Raw genomic sequence first — 18,329 nt, 5'->3', positions numbered from 1 at the left:
TTATTCAGGCTTTAATACAATGAGCAGATCACCGGTTTGAATCGGTTCTCCATTTGTCACATGTATTTCATCTACGACCGCAGAAAATGGGGCTTGTACAGTCGTTTCCATTTTCATGGCTTCATTGATCATCAAATGCTCGCCTTGTGAAATTTTTTGCCCTTTTTCCACGAGTACTTTAATGACAGTGCCTGGCATCGACGCGGCGATGTGATTTGGATTCGAGCGGTCCGCCTTCAATTTTTCTTGAACGGAGGATTTGATGCTTTCATCCTTAATCACCACTTCACGCGGCTGGCCATTTAACTCAAAGTAAAGAACTCTTGTGGCATCTGGATTCGGTTCGCCAATTGATACGAGTTTGACAATAAGGGTTTTTCCTTTTTCGATTTCTACCTCAATCTCTTCTCCAAGTCTCATCCCGTAGAAGAACGTTGGTGTATCAAGAACAGAGATGTCACCATAGCTTTCTGCTGTTTGGACAAATTCAGAAAAGACTTTTGGATATAGGGCATACGCAATTGCGTCTTGCTCTGTTAACGTCAGGTCATGAGATTCTTTGAACTGCTTCTTAATGTCTTCAAAGTCCACTGGCTTCAGCTTCTCACCAGGTCTGACAGTAAGAGGCTCTTCCCCTTTTAAAATCAGCTTTTGCAGTTTTTCTGGGAATCCGCCATGCGGCTGGCCTAAATAGCCTTTAAATAATTCCACAACAGAATCCGGGAAGTCTAATGTTGCTCCTTTTTCATAGACATCTTCTTCTGTTAGATCATTTTGCACCATATAAAGTGCCATATCTCCAACTACTTTAGAGGATGGTGTTACCTTTACAATATCACCAAACATGTCATTCACACGTCTGTACATTTCCTTTACTTCATTCCAGCGTTCGCCAAGACCGACACCTTTCGCCTGCTGCTGCAAGTTACTATATTGACCCCCAGGCATTTCATGCTCATAAATTTCTGTATGAGGCGAATTCATGCCGCTTTCGAATTCATGATAGTATTTTCTGACGGAATCCCAGTATTGAGAAAGGCGTTCGACAGATTGGACGTTCATGTCTGGCTTTCTTTCATGTCCATCTAAAGCATAATAAAGTGAGCTTGCACTTGGCTGCGATGTGAGTCCTGCCATAGAGCTGACGGCAACATCCACAATATCAACACCTGCATCAATCGCTCTTGCATAGGTGAACAGTCCATTTCCACTCGTGTCATGCGTATGAAGATGGATAGGGATTGTAAGCTCATCTTTTAAAGCAGAGACTAGCTCATAGGCTGCCTGCGGTTTTAATAACCCCGCCATATCTTTAATACCTAAAATATGTGCGCCGGCAGATTCAAGCTCCTTCGCAAGAGATACATAGTACCTAAGATCATATTTTGGACGAGACGGATCAAGGATGTCCCCCGTATAACAAATGGCCGCCTCTGCCACTTTGCCTGATTCCCGAACAGAATCAATGGCAAGCGTCATGCCTTTGACCCAGTTCAAGCTATCGAAAATACGGAACACGTCAATGCCTGCCTCGGCAGATTCTTTTACAAATGCTTTGATCACATTATCCGGATAGTTTGTATATCCGACAGCGTTTGATGATCTTAATAGCATTTGGAACAGTGTGTTTGGCACTTCTTGACGAAGCTCTTTCAATCGTTCCCACGGATCTTCTTTTAAGAAACGGTACGCGACATCAAATGTAGCACCGCCCCACATTTCCATACTAAACAGCTCTGGCCATAAACCTGCTGTTGGCTGGGCAACTTTCTTTAAATCATGAGTTCTAAAGCGTGTCGCAAGCAGAGACTGATGCGCATCTCTAAAGGTTGTATCAGTTAAAAGGACGTTATTTTGTTCTTTCACCCAGTTGGCAAGTCCTTCAGGTCCATGCGTATCTAACAATTGTTTTGTCCCAGACGGGATCTCTTGATTGAGAGGAAGCTTCGGTACGTCTGGCTTGTCAAAATGAGGCTTCTTTTTCTCCGCAATACCAGGGAACCCATTAATGGTAACGTTACCAATATAAGTTAACATCTTCGTTCCGCGGTCTTTTTGCTTAGGGAAATTAAATAGCTCTGGCGTTGAGTCGATAAACGATGTATCGTATTCTCCTTTTAAGAATTTCTCATGCTTAGCTACGTTTTCAAGAAATGGGATGTTTGTTTTAATCCCGCGAATTCTGAATTCTTGTAAATTTCGGACCATCTTAGCAGCCGCTTGATCAAATGTGAGCGCCCATGTGGACAGCTTGACCAATAGTGAATCGTAATAAGGTGTAATGACCGCACCTTGGAAACTGTTCCCTGTATCAAGACGTACACCAAATCCCCCACCTGAACGGTAGGCCATAATTTTTCCTGTGTCTGGCATAAAGTCATTGAGAGGATCTTCTGTTGTGACCCTTGATTGAATGGCAAAACCGTGTGTAAAGATATCTTCCTGCTTTGGAATACCAACTTCTTTGCTGTGAAGGTTATGCCCCTTTGCAACAAGAATTTGGGTTTGGACGATATCGACACCTGTGATCATTTCTGTGATCGTGTGTTCTACCTGCACCCTTGGATTAACTTCAATAAAGTAAAACTCTCCATTTGCAACAAGGAATTCTACAGTCCCAGCATTAATGTACGATACATTCTGGGCCAGCTGAACAGCTGCTTCGCAAATGTCTTCACGCAATTGATCTGTTAGAGACACACTTGGCGCCACTTCAATGACCTTTTGATGCCGCCTTTGAACAGAGCAGTCACGCTCATATAAATGAATGATATTGCCGTGATTGTCACCAATCACCTGCACTTCAATATGTTTTGGATTCTCAATCAGCTTTTCAACGTATACTTCGTCATTTCCAAAAGCAGCTTTTGCCTCTGACTTCGCACGGTCATAGGCTTCCTTCAGCTCTTCTTTTGATCTGACAATCCGCATACCACGGCCGCCGCCGCCTAGTGAAGCTTTAATAATAAACGGGTAACCGTATTCTTCACCGAATTTTTCGACTTCTTCGACCGAATCAACTGGTCCGTCACTTCCTGGAATGACTGGAATACCAGCTTTTTTCGCTTCTTCTCTCGCCTTTACTTTATCTCCAAACATATCTAAATGCTGAGAAGTTGGACCGATAAATTGAATGCCTTCCTCTTCGCATCGTCTTGCAAAATGAATGTTTTCGGATAAAAATCCGTAGCCTGGATGAATCGCATCCACGTCATTTCGTTTTGCAATTTCGATGATCCCCTCGATATCAAGGTAGGCATCAATCGGTTTCTTTCCTTCTCCAACTAGATATGCTTCATCTGCTTTATAGCGATGATAAGAGCCAGAGTCTTCTTTGGAATAAATGGCCACTGTACGTAAGTTGAGCTCCGTACAGGCCCTGAAGACTCTGATAGCGATTTCCCCTCTGTTTGCAACTAGAACCTTTTGAATTGTTCTCTGTGACATTCTCACTCCTCCATATCCCTTAAAATTTTATATGTACTCTATAATAAAGGAAGAAATGAAAACTGTACACTTTTGTTTTCTAAAGATTCAAAGTTTTCTGCAATCCATTTTTTTCAACCGATGGTTTGCTCATTGATTTTTTCTTTTTATAACGCTCTTTATATTCAGTAAACATGCTGATATTCAGCAGCATGCCCATACAGATGCTAAGTAAAATGATGGACGATCCCCCGTAGCTGATAAACGGAAGTGTCACCCCAGTGATTGGAATAAGACCTGAAACGCCGCCTAAATTGATACAAGTTTGGATCGCAATCATGGAGGAAATTCCTATTGCAAGCAAACTTCCAAACGGATCTTCACACTTTCTCGCAATATAAAAACCTTTCACGACGATGAAACCAAGAAGAGCGATAACGAAAAACACGCCGAAAAAACCAAGCTCTTCTGAGATAATTGCCATGATAAAGTCTGTGTGCGGTTCTGGCAGATATCCGTACTTTTGAACGCTTTCTCCTAGACCGAGTCCAAAAAAGCCGCCTGATCCAATGGCATAATATGAATTAATCAATTGATGCCCAGTAGCCCCTGCATCTTTAAATGGATCTTGGAAACTCTCAAAACGTCCGAGACGATTTTGCGTGAAAATTTTATCCCAAAAAAGAATAATAAATGGGGTCACGACGACCATTACTGCACTAAATAGCGCGAGCAGCTTCGCTAGCGTTTTGCCGCTAAAACCTGAGCATAAAATCATCGCAAGGGCAATCATGCCAATGATAAAGGCTGTCCCATAGTCTGGCTGCAAAATGATAAATCCGCACAGGATAGAGACAATCACGATCGGAGGCGTAACACCTCTTAAAATATGATCAATATAATGCTGCTTTTTGGCATACACCGCAGCAAGATAGATGATGACGACAATCTTCACAAATTCAGCTGGCTGAAGACTAAAAGGTCCTAATTTGATCCAGCTTCTTGCGTTCCCTGCAATATGACCGCCAAAATATACATAGATGAGGGAAAAAACTGAAAGCAGCAGCATACCAATCTGGAATTTCTTATTTGAAAACAGCTGATATGGAACTAATGCTGTAAAGATCAAGATGGCTGCTCCAACAATCATAAATAAGAGCTGTTTCTTAAAAAAGTTATCTGGCGCGGCATCGTATCTGATAACAGATGTAATCATACTTGAGCTATACACCATAACCAAACCGAATGCGCTGATTAAGATAATGGCGAACAATAATGAGTAGTCATACGATTTTAGCATTCTCTTTAACATATAATCCTCTTCCTAACGTCTGTTTCTACTGCTTGATATCTTCTTAGCTGTTCTTATTCTACTACATTTTCTCCGTTTGATCCCGTTTTACCTCTTTTATATTGTTCGTCATTCATGAAAGAATCAAGTCCGTTTGCCGTCAATCCATCAAAAGAAAATAGAGGACAAAAAAACTCAAACTTAGTTGTGGAAGTTTGAGTTTTCAATCGTTATTTTTTTGTGAACGCATCATGAAGTGCGGAAAGCTCTCTCTCAAGTTTATCGAGTAGTTTCTTACCTTCATGTTGATCAACTAATCCAAGCCGGACAGCGAAATCAATTTCTCTCGATAATCCGAACATTTGAGTATCTAAAACCTCTTCATAAAGAGGACATTGCGGCATCGTTAAGTTGTCCATTTGCACTTGGATCAATTTTAAAATTTTATCTGCATCCAATTTTAATAAAGCCAGTGCTTTTTGCCGATGATCGACTAAAATTTCTGACGCCAAAAGTATCCCTCCGTTCCCCAGGCGAGTACCTAATTCTTCTATTTATCATAAAGCGAAACGCCCAAAATTGCAAGCAGATTTGTACAGTTCGCTTTGTAAAAATAAAAAGAAGACATTCATCATTAAAAGATACTCATCTCATATTTTTCACTCATGAGCTCAAGCAGCTTAATCCCAGCAATACTATTCCCTTTTTCATCCAGTGCAGGACCAAAAATTCCGATCCCAAAATCATATGGAGCCGCTCCCATAATCCCGCCTGAAACACCGCTTTTAGCTGGTATGCCGATATTAATGGCGAATTCCCCGCTTGCATTGTACATGCCGCACGTCACCATAAAGGTTTTACAAATTCTAGCGACATCTTTTGAAAGAATTTGCTGCCCCGTCTCTGGATGTCTGCCATCTAATGAAAAAACACAAGCAATTTTCGCCAAATCTAAGCTGTTCATCATGATGGCACATTGTTTCGTATACACGTCCATGACCTCTTCTACGTTCCCTCTAATAATATGATATTGCTTCATATAATAGCACATTGCCCGGTTAATCATAGATGTCTCGAATTCGGATGCGGCTGTTTCCTTGCAGTATGTAATGCTTTGGTCATTTGCAAGCTCTCTAATAAAGCCAAGCAGGCGGTTTAGCTGATCTTGTGGCGTCGCGCCTCTTATTAAGCTTGTGACTGCAAGCGCTCCTGCATTAATCATTGGATTCAGCGGCTTATTTGGACTTGCTGTTTCCAGCTTAATCATTGAATTAAACGGGTCACCTGTAGGCTCTTGTCCAACAAATTGAAAAACTTTTTTTGGCCCTTCTTCTGAGAGTACGAGCGCAAGTGCTAATACTTTTGAAATACTTTGCAGGGTAAAGCGTTTATCTACATCTCCTGCCGAGTGGCAAGTATTACTCACATGATACACAGCCACAGATAAATCCGTCTGATCCGCTTTGGCGAGAGCGGGAATATAGGATGCTACTTTGCCATCTTTGGCCACTTTTTTTGCTTCTTCTACAAATCGCTGAAGCTCTTCATTGTCGCGACATGCCATGCCCAATATCCTCCCTATCTTTCATGTAAGATTAGTGTGTACAAGGAGATGCATGTTTATGAAAGTGACAAAGCAGGCGAAAACTTCTATAATTTATGGTGGAAAGGGGTTGTCTTGAACATGAGCATCATTCAAATTAAGGGGAACGTAAAGTACAAGATCACCATTGATCCAAGTGTATGGATTTTTGATGACCGTAAATTTTTAATGGATTCATTTTTTGAAAAAAGTACAGCAATCGAAGAAAGTCAGCTGGATCAGGAGCTTGACCAAGAGCGGGTGATCAGAGAAGGGCAAACACTTCCACCCACTTTAAAAACAGAGAAGAAGTATGAAAAGGAAAGACTCGTCACAGGCAGCTTCGGAATGAAGCTTGGTGATATGCTGAAAAATGCAGAACCGTTTGAACATGCAGACACATGCGAATTTGTCACAGATACAGGGACAATTGCTGTTCCGCTTTCTCAGGCAATGGAAAGCATTGCACACTTCAGCCAAAATGGGAAGCCTATGACTGAAGAAGGACCAATCCACGTTTATTTCGCGGATCAGTCCAACCTCACTCAGCCGATAAAAGGTGTCAAAGAGCTCATCATTACATAAGACAGAGGGTCTGGACTATAGCAAATCAGCTGCAAGCTGTGCAAGTCCAGACCTTTCTCCTTTGACAAGCTTGACATGTCCAGATATTTGCTGTCCTTTGAACCGCTCAATGACATACGTAAGCCCATTATTTAAGCTGTCTAAATAAGGATGATCGATCTGCTCTGGGTCTCCCATCAGCACAATTTTACTTCCCTCTCCGACTCGCGTTAATAATGTTTTCACCTCGTGTTTCGTTAAATTCTGCGCCTCATCAATGATAATAAATTGATCAGGGATACTTCTTCCGCGGATATACGTTAAAGCTTCCACTTGAATCGAACCAATTCCCGCCAAAATCGCATCAAGTTCACCAGGTTTTTTTGTATTAAATAAAAATTCTAAATTGTCATAGATCGGCTGCATCCATGGTCTGAGTTTCTCTTCCTTTTCACCTGGCAAGTAGCCTAAGTCCTTGCCGACAGGAACAATTGAACGGGCTACGATCAGTTTTTTAAACATGCCGAGATCCTCTGTCTGCATTAATCCGGCAGCCAGCGCAAGGAGTGTTTTACCAGTTCCCGCTTTTCCGATCAATGTCACGAGCGGAATATCACGGCGCAATAGCAGTTCTAGTGCCATCGTCTGCTGAACATTTTTCGGACGAATTCCCCAAACATGCTCTTGATCATAAATGAGCCGTTTCACATTCTCTGCTTTTTGATCAAGCATTCCTAAAGCAGAGCCGCCTTCATTCCCCTTCATAATGACAAACTGATGAGGGTTTAATGGTACACTCGTGACTTCTTTTATCGGCAATTGGCTTTGTTTATAAAATGTATTCAATTGCTCCGTCGGAATATAGAGCTCATGATAGCCGTTATCAATGTCTTCGTTTTGCAGCACACGGTCACTTAAGAAGTCTTCAGCTTGGAGGCCTATAGCATCTGCCTTTACCCGGACTAAGACATCTTTACTGACCAAAATAACTGGCCGGCCGTGAGGCTTTGTTTCTTCCTCTAAGCTCAAATTTTTCGCGACAGCCAAAATCCGATTATCGTTCGTTTTTTCAATAAAAATTTCTTGAAGTTCATGGAAAGAGCGATGATTCAGCTCGATGCGCAGCGTTCCTTTTGACTCTAGCGTAATTTTTTCATGCAGTTTCCCTTTCGATCTCAAACCGTCGATTAAACGTGAGACGCGCCGAGCGTTTTGCCCAACCTCGTCCATGTATCTCTTTTTCGAGTCTACTTCTTCTAACACAACGGCCGGAATGACGACCTCGTTGTCTTCAAATGAAAAGATTGAATTCGGATCCTGTAATAACACATTTGTGTCTAATACATAAATTTTACTCAGGTCCTTCGCCTCCTGATCGGGGTTTCATTCATCCTTGTCTTTCCCAAAACGATTGTTAAAATATATGTTTTCATGAATAAAGTTAGAAGGTTAATTCAACAATAAAATAAATCATGCAGTTTGTGAAGGAGGGAATTTAGATGCGACTATTTTTAACATTATTCATGATTCAAACGATCATTCTGTTAGGCGCTTGCCAGCAGCAGGAAAAGCCAGAGGCGCTGAACAAGCAAGATGGACGCCAGCACTTAGTACGGGTATCAGACTCATCGAAGAAAAAGACAGATCAAGCCCGCCCATCCACAGATGTTGCGCAGCATCTTGTCAATGTGACAGAGCACGTAGCAGATGTCAATGATGCAACAGCAATCGTCATCGGCCGATATGCTGTTGTTGGTATTGATGTAAAAGATGATTTAGATAGAAGCAAAGTAGAAACCATTAAATATTCAGTTGCAAAAGCGCTGAGAAATGACCCGGAAGGTGCAAATGCTGTTGTGGTTGCTGATCCGGATACAGTCAGCCGTTTAAAAGAAATGGGCAAAGAAATTCAAGCAGGCCGTCCTGTAAGCGGTATTATGGATGAACTGGCTGCCATTGTCGGCCGCGTGATGCCAGAGATGCCGAAAAATGAGATCGACCGTAACGAAAAGGATCCGACAAATGATCCGAATAATCAGCTCAAAGAACAAGATCAAAAACAGTTAGAAAAAAATCAAAACGACCAATCAAATCATCATATGAATCAGAAGAAATAATGAGAACGGCTTATATCTCCTGTGATATAAGCCTTTTTCTACGCTGATTTTAAGTGGCTGGAAAACATGCTATAATAAATGCAATAAAGTGAGGTGAAAATGATGAGAGTGAAGTGCTCATTATGTGAAAAGCTTGAAACCATTGATGATGATACACTCGTTGCGAAACGGTTAAGAAACCGGCCAATTCATACATATATGTGCGATGACTGTCAAGAACGCATTAAAATAAAGACAGAAGCTCGCATCAAAACCGGCAGATTCTCTCTTTATCAGGATCCTGCGACAAAAGAGAAAAAGAAGAAAAAAGGAAAGAAAGAACAAAAGACATAAAAAAAGACCTGACACATGTTCAGGTCTTTTTTTACGTATTGACTGTTCCTTCTTTTTTCGCACGATGCAGCCGTATTTTATAAATAATCAAAATGGCAGCTGCCACAACAAGGCCTTCCGCTACTGGCAGGAAGATTCCTAGAAATGTGAGAAACGTGCAGCCAAAAATCAAAAACAAGTAAATCACGAGCGCTTTTAAAATCGGTAAACGTCTTGCAAAGCCGAGCTTAAAAACAATAATCGCTAAAACAAGGATGGTGCCATATAGAAGCCACATCCCTGTTTGCGGATTTTCATCGACACGAAACAGCATCGCGAAAAAAGATAGATTTTCACTTACTTCCTGATCATTCAAAAAGATTCCCTCCCCTTATCATTCAGGGTTCTATCTTTTTAATTCTTCATGGAATTAAGATAATCCTGCTAGCTTTTTCTTCTTCGCTGCTCTCTCACGTTCGTTTTTGTCTAAAATTTTCTTTCTAAGACGAATGGATTCAGGAGTAACCTCACAGTATTCGTCTTCATTCAAGTACTCAAGAGATTCCTCAAGTGACATAATACGAGGTTTTTTCATACTAACCGTTTGATCTTTCGTCGCTGAACGTACGTTTGTTTGTTGTTTCATACGGCTTACGTTTACAACAAGGTCGTTCTCACGGTTATGCTCCCCAACAATCATCCCTTGGTATACTTCAGTACCTGGCTCAACGAAGATCACACCGCGCTCTTCAACACCTTGGATTCCGTAAGCAGTCGCTTTACCTGTTTCCATTGAAACAAGTACACCTTGACGGCGTCCGCCGACTTGACCAGACTGCATTGGCTGGTAGCTGTCAAACGTATGGTTCAAAATACCAAAACCACGAGTTAATGAAAGAAATTCAGTTGTATATCCAATTAAACCACGTGATGGCACTGTAAAGATCAGGCGAACTTGACCGTTACCATTGTTGATCATGTCAATCATTTCACCTTTTCTTGCACCCATTGATTCCATAACAGAGCCAGTATGCTCTTCTGGTACATCAATTTGAACGCGCTCTACAGGCTCACATCGAACACCATCAACTTCTTTTACAATAACTTCTGGCTTCGATACTTGTAATTCAAATCCTTCACGTCTCATATTCTCAATGAGAATGGATAAGTGCAGCTCTCCGCGTCCAGAAACAACCCAAGCATCAGGTGAATCAGTTGGATCCACACGAAGACTGACGTCTGTTTGAAGTTGCTGCTCTAAGCGCTCTTCGATTTTACGTGATGTCACGTATTTTCCTTCACGGCCTGCAAATGGGCTATTGTTTACAACAAACTTCATTTGAAGTGTCGGCTCATCAATACGAAGGATTGGAAGTGCCTCTTGGTGTTCTACCGGACAAACCGTTTCACCTACGTTGATGTCTTCCATTCCAGATACAGCGACAAGATCTCCCGCTTTCGCTTCGTTGATTTCCACTCGTTTTAACCCTTGGAAACCAAAGATCTTTGTTACACGGAATTGTTTCACAGTGCCGTCGACTTTCATCAAGGCTACCTGCTGTCCTACTTGCATTGTTCCTCTGAATACACGGCCAATTCCAATTCTGCCAACATAATCATTGTAATCAAGTAGCGCCACTTGGAATTGAAGCGGCTCTTCATGGTTATCAACCGGGCAAGGAATATGGTTCACAATAGCTTCAAACAAAGATTCCATGTTTTCATCTTGCTTGCTCGCATCGTTACTTGCTGTACCATTGATTGCTGATGCATAGACAACTGGGAACTCAAGCTGTTCTTCTGTTGCATCCAATTCAATGAACAAGTCAATCACTTCATCGACTACTTCAGCCGGACGAGCAAAGTCGCGGTCAATTTTATTGACGACAACGATTGGTGTTAAGTTTTGCTCAAGTGCTTTTTTCAGCACAAAGCGTGTTTGAGGCATACAGCCTTCATAAGCATCCACAACAAGGAGTACACCATCTACCATTTTCATGATACGCTCAACTTCACCACCGAAATCGGCGTGTCCTGGTGTATCTAAAATATTAATGCGTGTATCTTTATAATTTATCGCAGTATTTTTAGCTAAAATCGTAATACCGCGCTCTCGCTCTAAATCATTTGAATCCATGGCTCTCTCAGCGATATTTTCATTCGCACGGAAAGTACCAGCTTGATGGAGCAATTGGTCAACAAGCGTCGTTTTACCATGGTCAACGTGGGCAATAATTGCGATGTTGCGAAGGTCTTTTCGAAGTTTCACATTTTCATCTCCTAAAATAATTAGATAACTTTCATATTATATCACAATCCCCTTTAAATGCCGATCGTTTTTCTGTAAACTTATATTAACTCTAAAAAAAGGGATGGGGACATATGAAACAAATCAAATGGCTTCTATTATTATGTGCATTACTTGCAGTTGTCAGTATGGCGTTTATTGGGGTAACTCTTGCAGAAAAAAACATACTGGGCATATGTCTAAGCATTGTATTCGCCATGATTTTCATGGGTACAGGATTTACATTAAAAAGAAAATTAAACGTGCAATCATAAAATTAGGTAAAAGCCTTCTACATGTAGAAGGCTTTTTATTTTGAGTAAAAACAAGACAATTCACCTATGAAAGCTCCATTCATCAGACGAAACGTATCTTGAAGGATTGACAAAAATAAGCAATCTGAACCCCTCCATTTTTCGACAAGAACTTTTATAGTTCTCCAAAATCAAACATAAAGTTACAATTTCCCTATTCTTCCACAAAGTTTCTCATGGTATGCTTTTCTTGCAACAAAATTTAACAGAAAAGGGAGAGAAAAGAAGCATGAAGAAGTTTTTGAGCAAATCGCTCAGCTCTGTTGTATTTTTCGCTTTAGCTATTATTCTTACTTTCACAACAGTAGCTCCTGGGCAAGCAAGCGCTGCAACTTTCAAAGGCATTCCTTTTGAACAGCAGCAAATCATTAAAGAATTATTGGAGAAAAACGAGCGTGTCATCAACATTCTCATCAATTCATTTGTTGAGGAAGACAACAACTACACATTTGATGTGAAAAAAGCTGTTGAGCTCGGACTAACTGAAGAAGAAGCGGCGACTGCTGAGAAATTCTTAGATCGCGCAGCTGTTCTTACAATCGTTTTCAGTGAAAGCATCACTAAAAACGAAAAAGGGAAATTGGTTTTTGATGCAGCAAAAGCTGTTGAACTTGGTCTTACAAAAGAAGAAGCGGCTAAATTCGAAAAGCTTTTCAAATCAGTGATCAGAATTGCTGATCTTGCTGGTGATGCCCTTGTTCTAGACAAAAAAGGAAACGTTGTGATTGATTCAAAAATCGCAAAAGGTCTTGGATTCAGCTCTACTGAATTACTTGTTTTCAACCAAATGCTTAAGAAAATTCCTCAAGAGCAATTAAAAACGTTCTATGATGCAGTTCAAATTGCGAAAGAAAAATTAAGCTAAGCTCAGAAAAACCCCCACCTGGTTTATCCAGATGGGGGTTTTTTATTTCAGCCAATAAAGAATGATCATCATGGCGTATCCTATACCAAATGCGATACTTGCTCGATATAACAGCTTGCCATAGTAGCGCTTTTCAAATTTTCTTCTTTCTTCCTTTTCATCTATATATGGCATGAGATCAGGAGTCTGTATAAGGGGGATTGGCTCTTTCATTTCGTGATAAAGGTGTTGGCAGCTCTCGCAGGATTGTAAGTGCTCTTCAACAATTTTATTTGTTTCTGCACTTGTGTCCCCCTCTATATAAAGTGGTAACAATTCTTCAATCAAATAACAGCTCATTTATTGAACTCCTCACAATGTAGCATTCGCTTCAGCTCTAATCTGGCTCGATGAAGGGTTGTTTTGACTTTAGATAAAGTCCAATTCAAAATTTCTGCTACTTCTTCATATGACAATTCTTGAATATCTCTTAAAATGAGGACCTCCCGGTAGGAATCCTTTAGCTGATAAATATGATGCCACAGCCTTTCTATATCAGCTTGTTTTTCAATGTGATCTTCTGGTGTCGTGAACGACTGCTGCTCTAAGAAATCCATTTCCTCTACGTTCGTAAAAGTCCATTTTACTTTTCGGCGATAATCATTCACAAATGTGTGATACGCAATGGTATAAAGCCATGTTTTCATACTTGAATGTCCCTTAAAGGAGGACAACCCATGCAGTGCCTTCATAAATACGTCCTGTGCAAGGTCCTTGGCTGTTTCCATATTTCCCGTCCGGCGATATAAATATTTAGTGATTTCCTGAAAATATTCTTGATAGATTTTTTCAATTTGCTCTGCTGGTCTGGACATCAAAAATAAAACCACACAGTCATCCAAATCGATAAAACGATAAAAAAGAAGTATAACGAGTAAATAAACCCTTTCATGCGTTTTAACTCGTCATAGTCCTTCTGACCTTCCATCGGCGCTGAGGGCTGCTTTTCACCCGTGACCGCATGCTGAAATTGCTGTTCGTGTGCCTTCATCCAGCTAGCTGCCTCGTCTCCCAGATCCCCTTCTTGATACAGTTCATATAAGTCTTGAAAGATGGCTTGTTTTTCTTTATCTGTCAAAACGATGCACCTCTTTTGTTCGTCCATTCACTTCATAGATTTTATGCTCATTTGATCCGAAGGTTTGTATGATGACAAGCCATGAAATGTCGATGTTCCCTTCTTTGTCGATCATTCTCACAGGTTTTATTTGCTTTTTATAGATCGTATATGGTTTATACCTTTTAAGTACTTGCTGATAGACGTCCTCACGATCTTGATTAGATACTGCGTGCGGGATAGAAGAAGCAACTTGCACTCTCAACTCAATTCCATCATCCCCTTTAAACAGATTGACGACATGAGAGGAGCGTTTAAATGTATATTGTTTACTTTCACTAGTGCCTATTTCTTTCCTTATGTCTTTTGGTGTTTTCCCTATGATCTTTAACAAATCTTCATCGCTGACGTTCCCTTTTTTCTGTTGAAGAAACGCTTTTGACAGCTTGAAGCTGATGACTTCATTTAATGAGCCATTAAACAGAAACTCCGATTGATCTTTTGTTGTGACCCTCACTTCATGCTGCCAATCAAAATAAAATTCATCAATGCCTGTGATTTGATAAGCTGGCGGCTTGAGGTTTAAATGTTTATAAATACTGTTGATCCTGTTTTTTATCTCCGTTTCTGTTAAATGGATTCCGTCAATATCCTTTAATTGAAAGATGGCGTTTACGTATTGCGCTTGTCGAAGCGTCCCTTTTTCCCAGGTGGCAGACGCTAAACTGTCCTCTTCAATCTGAGACATTTTTGGCAGAAGAAGAACGTTCGTCTCTCCATCCTCTTTTTGTACAGTCAATTGAATGCGATTGAGATCTATTGACCTTCCGCTTCTTTCGAAAAATTCAATGGTCTTTTGCCTATATTCTTTATCGGTCAGTTCCTTTCCCTCTACACGACCTCGATAAGAATATTCGCTTAATTCACCTGTAAACGGAGAAATATTCACTTCATACTGATCATCTGCAAACACGTAATGATAAGGGATAGGCTGATGACTAGCATTTAAATACAGCGATTGATTCTCCGGTACAAACTTTGAAGCGAATGCTTTTGCACTTGCTGCTGATAAAGGGCGATATTCTTCCGAGAAAGTATCTACCAATTCCGTTTTGGTGAATTGGAACATGGTATGAGGGATATTAATAATCGGATTGAGTAATAGCAGAAAAAAGACAGCTATACAACCAGCGCCCCACTGCCTTAATCTCACTTTGTCCCGCAGTAAAGCAGATAACAAATAAATCGTCATAAAGCTTCCTGCTGCTGCCCCTAAAATGACAATCGATTTAAATGTAGATTGAAGTTCATACTTCGAAATAGAAGGATAAAAAATATAAAGCAGGGCTGCAAAAATTAGGCCATAGAACAACAGCAATCCCTTCCACTTCCAGTGCCAAAACAAGCGAAAGAAAAGATGCAGTACTAAAGCGGCAAAGCCAGCCATAACCAAAATGGTGATCAGATCTCTCCATACTAGCCCCATATCACCGCTAAGAAAGAACTTTTTGCTTTCAGCAAACACAATAAACACGGTTTGACATAAAGGCAGAAGTAATACAGATAAATCAAAAGCAAAAAACATGCCTTTATTTTTTAAATAAGGAAGAGTAATCACATAGTACAGTGATGCAAGCAAAACATACCCATAAATGAGAAATTGCATGAAATCTGTCAGCACTTCAAATGTTTCGATCGTATACTGTCTAGCTAGGACTTGGTGGATCATTTCAACTGTTATTCCGCCAAGCAGAACAACTCTTAATACGATTCCAGCATAAAATACATAACCACTCTTCTTTTCTTTCCATAGCGGAAGTGTCATGAAAAGAACAAATAGTCCAAGTACACACCATTGAATGATGCGGATACTATACTCATTTAAAATAAAATACCTTTCAAAATGGAGCGATAAATCACTAAACAAATCAAACATTGATACACAATCCTTTACATAAAATTAAGGCCTCATTCGTATAGACATTCGCCTTACCAAAAAGTTTCAGGAAAAACAAAAAATCACTTCATTCTCATGAAGTGATTCCGATTATTTTTTATTTCCGCTTCCTTTTATGTAATCATGCAAGATTTTTTCACAAATGGATCGATTTCCGGCGACTATGCTGTTTTTATCTAGGAACGTAAGACGCTCTCCGTGAATATTTGAGTAAACAGCCCCTACTTCATCAAGCAGTACGCAGCCCGCTGCATAATCCCATGGCGCAAGCCTTAACGTGACATATGCGTCACTTCTGCCGCTTGCAATATAAGCAAGCTCAAGGGCAGCGGATCCAATCGTTCGTGTCCCTCTCACATCACGCACAAGACGGGCAAATGGTTTGGCGTCAAAATAAGGGCTTTCGATCGCCCATGTCGGATTAATCCCCACAATGGCTTTTTCAATTTCCACATCTTTTAATCGAGGGAGCAGGGTATCGTTCATATAAGCTCCTTCTCCTTTGATGGCATGGTAGAGCTCGTCATGAATAACGTCATAAATAAGACCGATTTTCCCAACACCATTTTCAAATATCCCGATTGAAATGGCAAAGTTGCGTTTTTGATGGACAAAGTTCATTGTGCCATCGATCGGATCAATAATCCACACAATCCCATCGAGTGAGGTCACCTCTTCCCCTTGTCCCTCTTCTCCTAAAATGTGATGGTCTGAAAATGTCGACTGTATTTTTTCAATAAAAAAACGCTCTGTTTCTTTATCGATATTCGTGACAAGATCATTTGGATTTGATTTTGTTTCAATTGATAGACCTTCCTGCATGGACGCTTTAATACGGCTCCCTGCTTCTTTTACCCAGAGCTTTGCAAGACGGTCAATTTCCACCCAGTTTGTCATCAGATTGTAAACCTCTTTTCTATGTAGGACCTATTTGTAATAGCATACTGATATTATGTACGTAAAAGCAAGAAAAAAGCAGCTTCATACAAAAACGAACCGATGAATTGGTTCGTTTTTACCTCACGCTGTTTTACCCTTGAAGCTGCTCCCATTCTTTTCTTAGGCGCTCAAGCTTTCGTTTGCTGCGTTCGATTTGGATGTCATCTTTATGCTCGATGGCTTCATGAAGCGTAGAAAGCTCATAATCAACCTCTAATCTCCACACAGCGATGCGATTCTTCTTCTCCTGCCTATACCCCTGCTTCACGATTTGCTTCATTGGTCAACGCCCCTTCCAGAGAATGATTCATTCCTTGTCAGTTTTCATTGATAAAAAATTCAATCGATAAGAGAAATGGTTCTTGCTTATATCGTATGAAGCGATCGCATAACCGCAACGACATTCTGAAAATTGTGTCTTTACCTATTTATTATGTACCACAAAATTGATGATTTTAAACGCTGCGACACGACCTTCATAAACTTTGATCTAACGGTGCATCTTTTTTTGAGCTTGACCCAAGCTATGATAAAATATGATCAGCGAAAAGATACAGGAGGCATAACATGAGTGAAATGCGTTTTAGAGATGAAGATTTTGAAACATTCACAGTTGATGGTTTAGATGAACGAATGACTGTATTAAAAGAAAGAGTCCGTCCAAAGCTTGAGGCACTTGGCGAACATTTTGCACCACTTCTTTCTTCTATTACAGGAGACGAAATGTTTGTACACGTCGCAAAGCATGCTAGAAGATCTGTCAACCCGCCAAATGATACGTGGGTTGCTTTTGCAAACAGTAAGCGCGGATATAAAAAACTCCCTCATTTTCAAATCGGGCTTTGGAAAACACATGTCTTTGTCTGGTTTGCACTCATTTATGAATCTCCAGTAAAAGGTGAGTACGGCCAGCTATTTGAAAAAGAACTAGACACCATTCAGCAGAAAATACCGCAAGATTTTGTTTGGTCTAAAGATCATATGAAACCAGATGTCATGCGTCACAGCGAACTAGATTCAGAACAGCTGAAAACGCTGTTTGAACGTGTTCAAACAGTCAAGAAAGCCGAGCTTCTTTGCGGCATTCAGCTACCGAGAGAAGAAGTCGTGCAAATGAATAATGAAGAATTCCTCTCGAAAATTGAAAATGCCTTCCGCACGCTGACGTATCTATACCGTTTTACACAGAAAGAATCTGTATGAAAAAACGAGCCCTTTTAGGCTCGTTTTTTACATGCGTATAATAGCAGTCTCTTCTGCCTCTCTTGCGGTTTTTACTGCATGATAAGGGGAATACCCGCTTCCCTTTTCAAACGCCGCACAATGCGTTTTTTCCTCTGCTTTTGATGGCACAACCTCTTTAAATCGTTTATATGCGTCTAATAACTCCTGCTTCGCAATTCCTTTTTCGTAGGCTTTTTCAACAGCCTGAAAAAATGAAATGACCGCAATCTTTTCCTCTGTCGTCCAGTCGACATCCATTGGATATTGATATTCCATTTACTTGTCCCTCACTTTAATACTCATTTCTGATTTGAACTTTTATTATAGCATCTGTTTGTTAAGAAACCGATTGATT

The 18,329-nt window shown here is 40.5% G+C and carries 20 protein-coding genes; 6 read left to right on the top strand and 14 right to left on the bottom strand.

Annotated features, from left to right (window positions below; all coding sequences use genetic code 11):
- From pyc to glsA, 4 genes are all read right to left on the bottom strand, one after another.
- The gene (gene pyc / locus NSQ72_RS07080) at positions 1-3,447 is read right to left on the bottom strand and encodes a pyruvate carboxylase (RefSeq protein ID WP_341083665.1); all 3,447 of its coding nucleotides are present in this window, start codon (positions 3,445-3,447) and stop codon (positions 1-3) included.
- 79 nt (positions 3,448-3,526) lie between these two features.
- Complete coding sequence (gene ftsW, locus NSQ72_RS07075; protein ID WP_039178273.1) at positions 3,527-4,738, bottom strand: putative lipid II flippase FtsW; 1,212 nt, start codon at positions 4,736-4,738, stop codon at positions 3,527-3,529.
- A gap of 209 nt (positions 4,739-4,947) precedes the next feature.
- On the bottom strand, positions 4,948-5,229 hold the full coding sequence (locus NSQ72_RS07070) for a YlaN family protein (RefSeq protein WP_003212509.1): 282 nt from the start codon (positions 5,227-5,229) through the stop codon (positions 4,948-4,950).
- Positions 5,230-5,351: 122 nt separating this feature from the next.
- Complete coding sequence (gene glsA / locus NSQ72_RS07065) at positions 5,352-6,281, bottom strand: glutaminase A (protein WP_341083664.1); 930 nt, start codon at positions 6,279-6,281, stop codon at positions 5,352-5,354.
- A gap of 120 nt (positions 6,282-6,401) precedes the next feature.
- Between glsA and NSQ72_RS07060 the strand changes: the two genes are divergently transcribed.
- Positions 6,402-6,884 (top strand): peptidyl-prolyl cis-trans isomerase, encoded by a 483-nt coding sequence (locus tag NSQ72_RS07060; RefSeq protein WP_341083663.1) that lies wholly within the window; start codon positions 6,402-6,404, stop codon positions 6,882-6,884.
- Positions 6,885-6,899: 15 nt separating this feature from the next.
- On the opposite strand, the gene NSQ72_RS07055 is transcribed toward NSQ72_RS07060, so the two are convergent.
- Positions 6,900-8,222, bottom strand: a complete 1,323-nt coding sequence (locus NSQ72_RS07055; RefSeq protein WP_039178271.1) for a PhoH family protein — start codon at positions 8,220-8,222, stop codon at positions 6,900-6,902.
- A gap of 140 nt (positions 8,223-8,362) precedes the next feature.
- Between NSQ72_RS07055 and NSQ72_RS07050 the strand changes: the two genes are divergently transcribed.
- Together NSQ72_RS07050 and NSQ72_RS07045 are read left to right on the top strand one after the other, a co-directional pair.
- Positions 8,363-8,980, top strand: coding sequence for a YhcN/YlaJ family sporulation lipoprotein (locus NSQ72_RS07050; RefSeq protein WP_268474422.1), 618 nt, complete (start codon positions 8,363-8,365; stop codon positions 8,978-8,980).
- Between the two features lie 102 nt (positions 8,981-9,082).
- Positions 9,083-9,313 (top strand): YlaI family protein, encoded by a 231-nt coding sequence (locus NSQ72_RS07045; protein WP_024424769.1) that lies wholly within the window; start codon positions 9,083-9,085, stop codon positions 9,311-9,313.
- Positions 9,314-9,344: 31 nt separating this feature from the next.
- On the opposite strand, the gene NSQ72_RS07040 is transcribed toward NSQ72_RS07045, so the two are convergent.
- Positions 9,345-9,626 (bottom strand): YlaH-like family protein, encoded by a 282-nt coding sequence (locus NSQ72_RS07040; protein WP_044334035.1) that lies wholly within the window; start codon positions 9,624-9,626, stop codon positions 9,345-9,347.
- A 96-nt stretch (positions 9,627-9,722) separates the two neighbouring features.
- A complete protein-coding gene (typA, locus tag NSQ72_RS07035; RefSeq protein WP_341083659.1) occupies positions 9,723-11,561 on the bottom strand; it encodes a translational GTPase TypA in 1,839 nt (612 codons plus the stop codon).
- A gap of 113 nt (positions 11,562-11,674) precedes the next feature.
- Here typA and NSQ72_RS07030 point away from each other — a divergent pair, with 113 nt between their 5' ends.
- Entirely contained in the window at positions 11,675-11,854 is a 180-nt protein-coding gene (locus NSQ72_RS07030; protein ID WP_024426900.1) for a DUF5325 family protein, read from the top strand.
- Between the two features lie 268 nt (positions 11,855-12,122).
- Positions 12,123-12,758: a hypothetical protein gene (locus tag NSQ72_RS07025; RefSeq protein WP_024424766.1), complete on the top strand. Its 636-nt coding sequence runs from the start codon at positions 12,123-12,125 to the stop codon at positions 12,756-12,758.
- Positions 12,759-12,800: 42 nt separating this feature from the next.
- Here NSQ72_RS07025 and NSQ72_RS07020 read toward each other — a convergent pair whose 3' ends face one another.
- From NSQ72_RS07020 to NSQ72_RS06995, 6 genes are all read right to left on the bottom strand, one after another.
- Positions 12,801-13,097 (bottom strand): anti-sigma factor family protein, encoded by a 297-nt coding sequence (locus NSQ72_RS07020; protein ID WP_341083658.1) that lies wholly within the window; start codon positions 13,095-13,097, stop codon positions 12,801-12,803.
- Positions 13,094-13,612, bottom strand: a complete 519-nt coding sequence (locus NSQ72_RS07015; RefSeq protein ID WP_039183084.1) for a sigma-70 family RNA polymerase sigma factor — start codon at positions 13,610-13,612, stop codon at positions 13,094-13,096. Before NSQ72_RS07015 ends, NSQ72_RS07020 begins: the two co-directional genes overlap by 4 nt.
- Positions 13,612-13,875: a hypothetical protein gene (locus tag NSQ72_RS07010; RefSeq protein WP_058837754.1), complete on the bottom strand. Its 264-nt coding sequence runs from the start codon at positions 13,873-13,875 to the stop codon at positions 13,612-13,614. The genes NSQ72_RS07015 and NSQ72_RS07010 overlap by 1 nt, the downstream gene beginning before the upstream one ends.
- The gene (locus tag NSQ72_RS07005) at positions 13,865-15,790 is read right to left on the bottom strand and encodes a hypothetical protein (RefSeq protein ID WP_341083657.1); all 1,926 of its coding nucleotides are present in this window, start codon (positions 15,788-15,790) and stop codon (positions 13,865-13,867) included. Before NSQ72_RS07005 ends, NSQ72_RS07010 begins: the two co-directional genes overlap by 11 nt.
- A gap of 111 nt (positions 15,791-15,901) precedes the next feature.
- Positions 15,902-16,708: an inositol monophosphatase family protein gene (locus NSQ72_RS07000; RefSeq protein ID WP_039178252.1), complete on the bottom strand. Its 807-nt coding sequence runs from the start codon at positions 16,706-16,708 to the stop codon at positions 15,902-15,904.
- Positions 16,709-16,841: 133 nt separating this feature from the next.
- The gene (locus NSQ72_RS06995) at positions 16,842-17,030 is read right to left on the bottom strand and encodes a hypothetical protein (RefSeq protein ID WP_039178243.1); all 189 of its coding nucleotides are present in this window, start codon (positions 17,028-17,030) and stop codon (positions 16,842-16,844) included.
- A 287-nt stretch (positions 17,031-17,317) separates the two neighbouring features.
- On the opposite strand from NSQ72_RS06995, the gene NSQ72_RS06990 reads away from it, so the two are divergent.
- Positions 17,318-17,953: a DUF1054 domain-containing protein gene (locus tag NSQ72_RS06990; protein WP_024426894.1), complete on the top strand. Its 636-nt coding sequence runs from the start codon at positions 17,318-17,320 to the stop codon at positions 17,951-17,953.
- 27 nt (positions 17,954-17,980) lie between these two features.
- Here the strand turns inward: NSQ72_RS06990 and NSQ72_RS06985 are convergent, their stop codons facing one another.
- Positions 17,981-18,250 (bottom strand): UPF0223 family protein, encoded by a 270-nt coding sequence (locus NSQ72_RS06985; protein WP_039178240.1) that lies wholly within the window; start codon positions 18,248-18,250, stop codon positions 17,981-17,983.
- Between the last annotated feature and the right edge of the window lie 79 nt (positions 18,251-18,329).

The sequence above is a fragment of the Bacillus sp. FSL R5-0659 genome, assembly GCF_038008785.1.
GTDB classification, from domain to species: domain Bacteria; phylum Bacillota; class Bacilli; order Bacillales; family Bacillaceae; genus Bacillus; species Bacillus safensis.
Note: the sequence above shows the minus strand (reverse complement) of the source record. Positions and strands in the feature narration are given on the sequence as shown.

Coding starts and splice junctions, on each gene's coding strand:
- pyc (WP_341083665.1), bottom strand. CDS start 3,447: ATGTCACAGAGAACAATTCAAAAGGTTCTAGTTGCAAACAGAGGGGAA.
- ftsW (WP_039178273.1), bottom strand. CDS start 4,738: ATGTTAAAGAGAATGCTAAAATCGTATGACTACTCATTATTGTTCGCC.
- NSQ72_RS07015 (WP_039183084.1), bottom strand. CDS start 13,612: ATGTCCAGACCAGCAGAGCAAATTGAAAAAATCTATCAAGAATATTTT.
- NSQ72_RS07040 (WP_044334035.1), bottom strand. CDS start 9,626: ATGCTGTTTCGTGTCGATGAAAATCCGCAAACAGGGATGTGGCTTCTA.
- NSQ72_RS07050 (WP_268474422.1), top strand. CDS start 8,363: ATGCGACTATTTTTAACATTATTCATGATTCAAACGATCATTCTGTTA.
- glsA (WP_341083664.1), bottom strand. CDS start 6,281: ATGGCATGTCGCGACAATGAAGAGCTTCAGCGATTTGTAGAAGAAGCA.
- NSQ72_RS07025 (WP_024424766.1), top strand. CDS start 12,123: ATGAAGAAGTTTTTGAGCAAATCGCTCAGCTCTGTTGTATTTTTCGCT.
- NSQ72_RS06990 (WP_024426894.1), top strand. CDS start 17,318: ATGAGTGAAATGCGTTTTAGAGATGAAGATTTTGAAACATTCACAGTT.
- NSQ72_RS07045 (WP_024424769.1), top strand. CDS start 9,083: ATGAGAGTGAAGTGCTCATTATGTGAAAAGCTTGAAACCATTGATGAT.
- NSQ72_RS07000 (WP_039178252.1), bottom strand. CDS start 16,708: ATGACAAACTGGGTGGAAATTGACCGTCTTGCAAAGCTCTGGGTAAAA.
- NSQ72_RS06995 (WP_039178243.1), bottom strand. CDS start 17,030: ATGAAGCAAATCGTGAAGCAGGGGTATAGGCAGGAGAAGAAGAATCGC.
- NSQ72_RS07030 (WP_024426900.1), top strand. CDS start 11,675: ATGAAACAAATCAAATGGCTTCTATTATTATGTGCATTACTTGCAGTT.
- NSQ72_RS07020 (WP_341083658.1), bottom strand. CDS start 13,097: ATGAGCTGTTATTTGATTGAAGAATTGTTACCACTTTATATAGAGGGG.
- NSQ72_RS07060 (WP_341083663.1), top strand. CDS start 6,402: ATGAGCATCATTCAAATTAAGGGGAACGTAAAGTACAAGATCACCATT.
- NSQ72_RS06985 (WP_039178240.1), bottom strand. CDS start 18,250: ATGGAATATCAATATCCAATGGATGTCGACTGGACGACAGAGGAAAAG.
- NSQ72_RS07005 (WP_341083657.1), bottom strand. CDS start 15,790: ATGTTTGATTTGTTTAGTGATTTATCGCTCCATTTTGAAAGGTATTTT.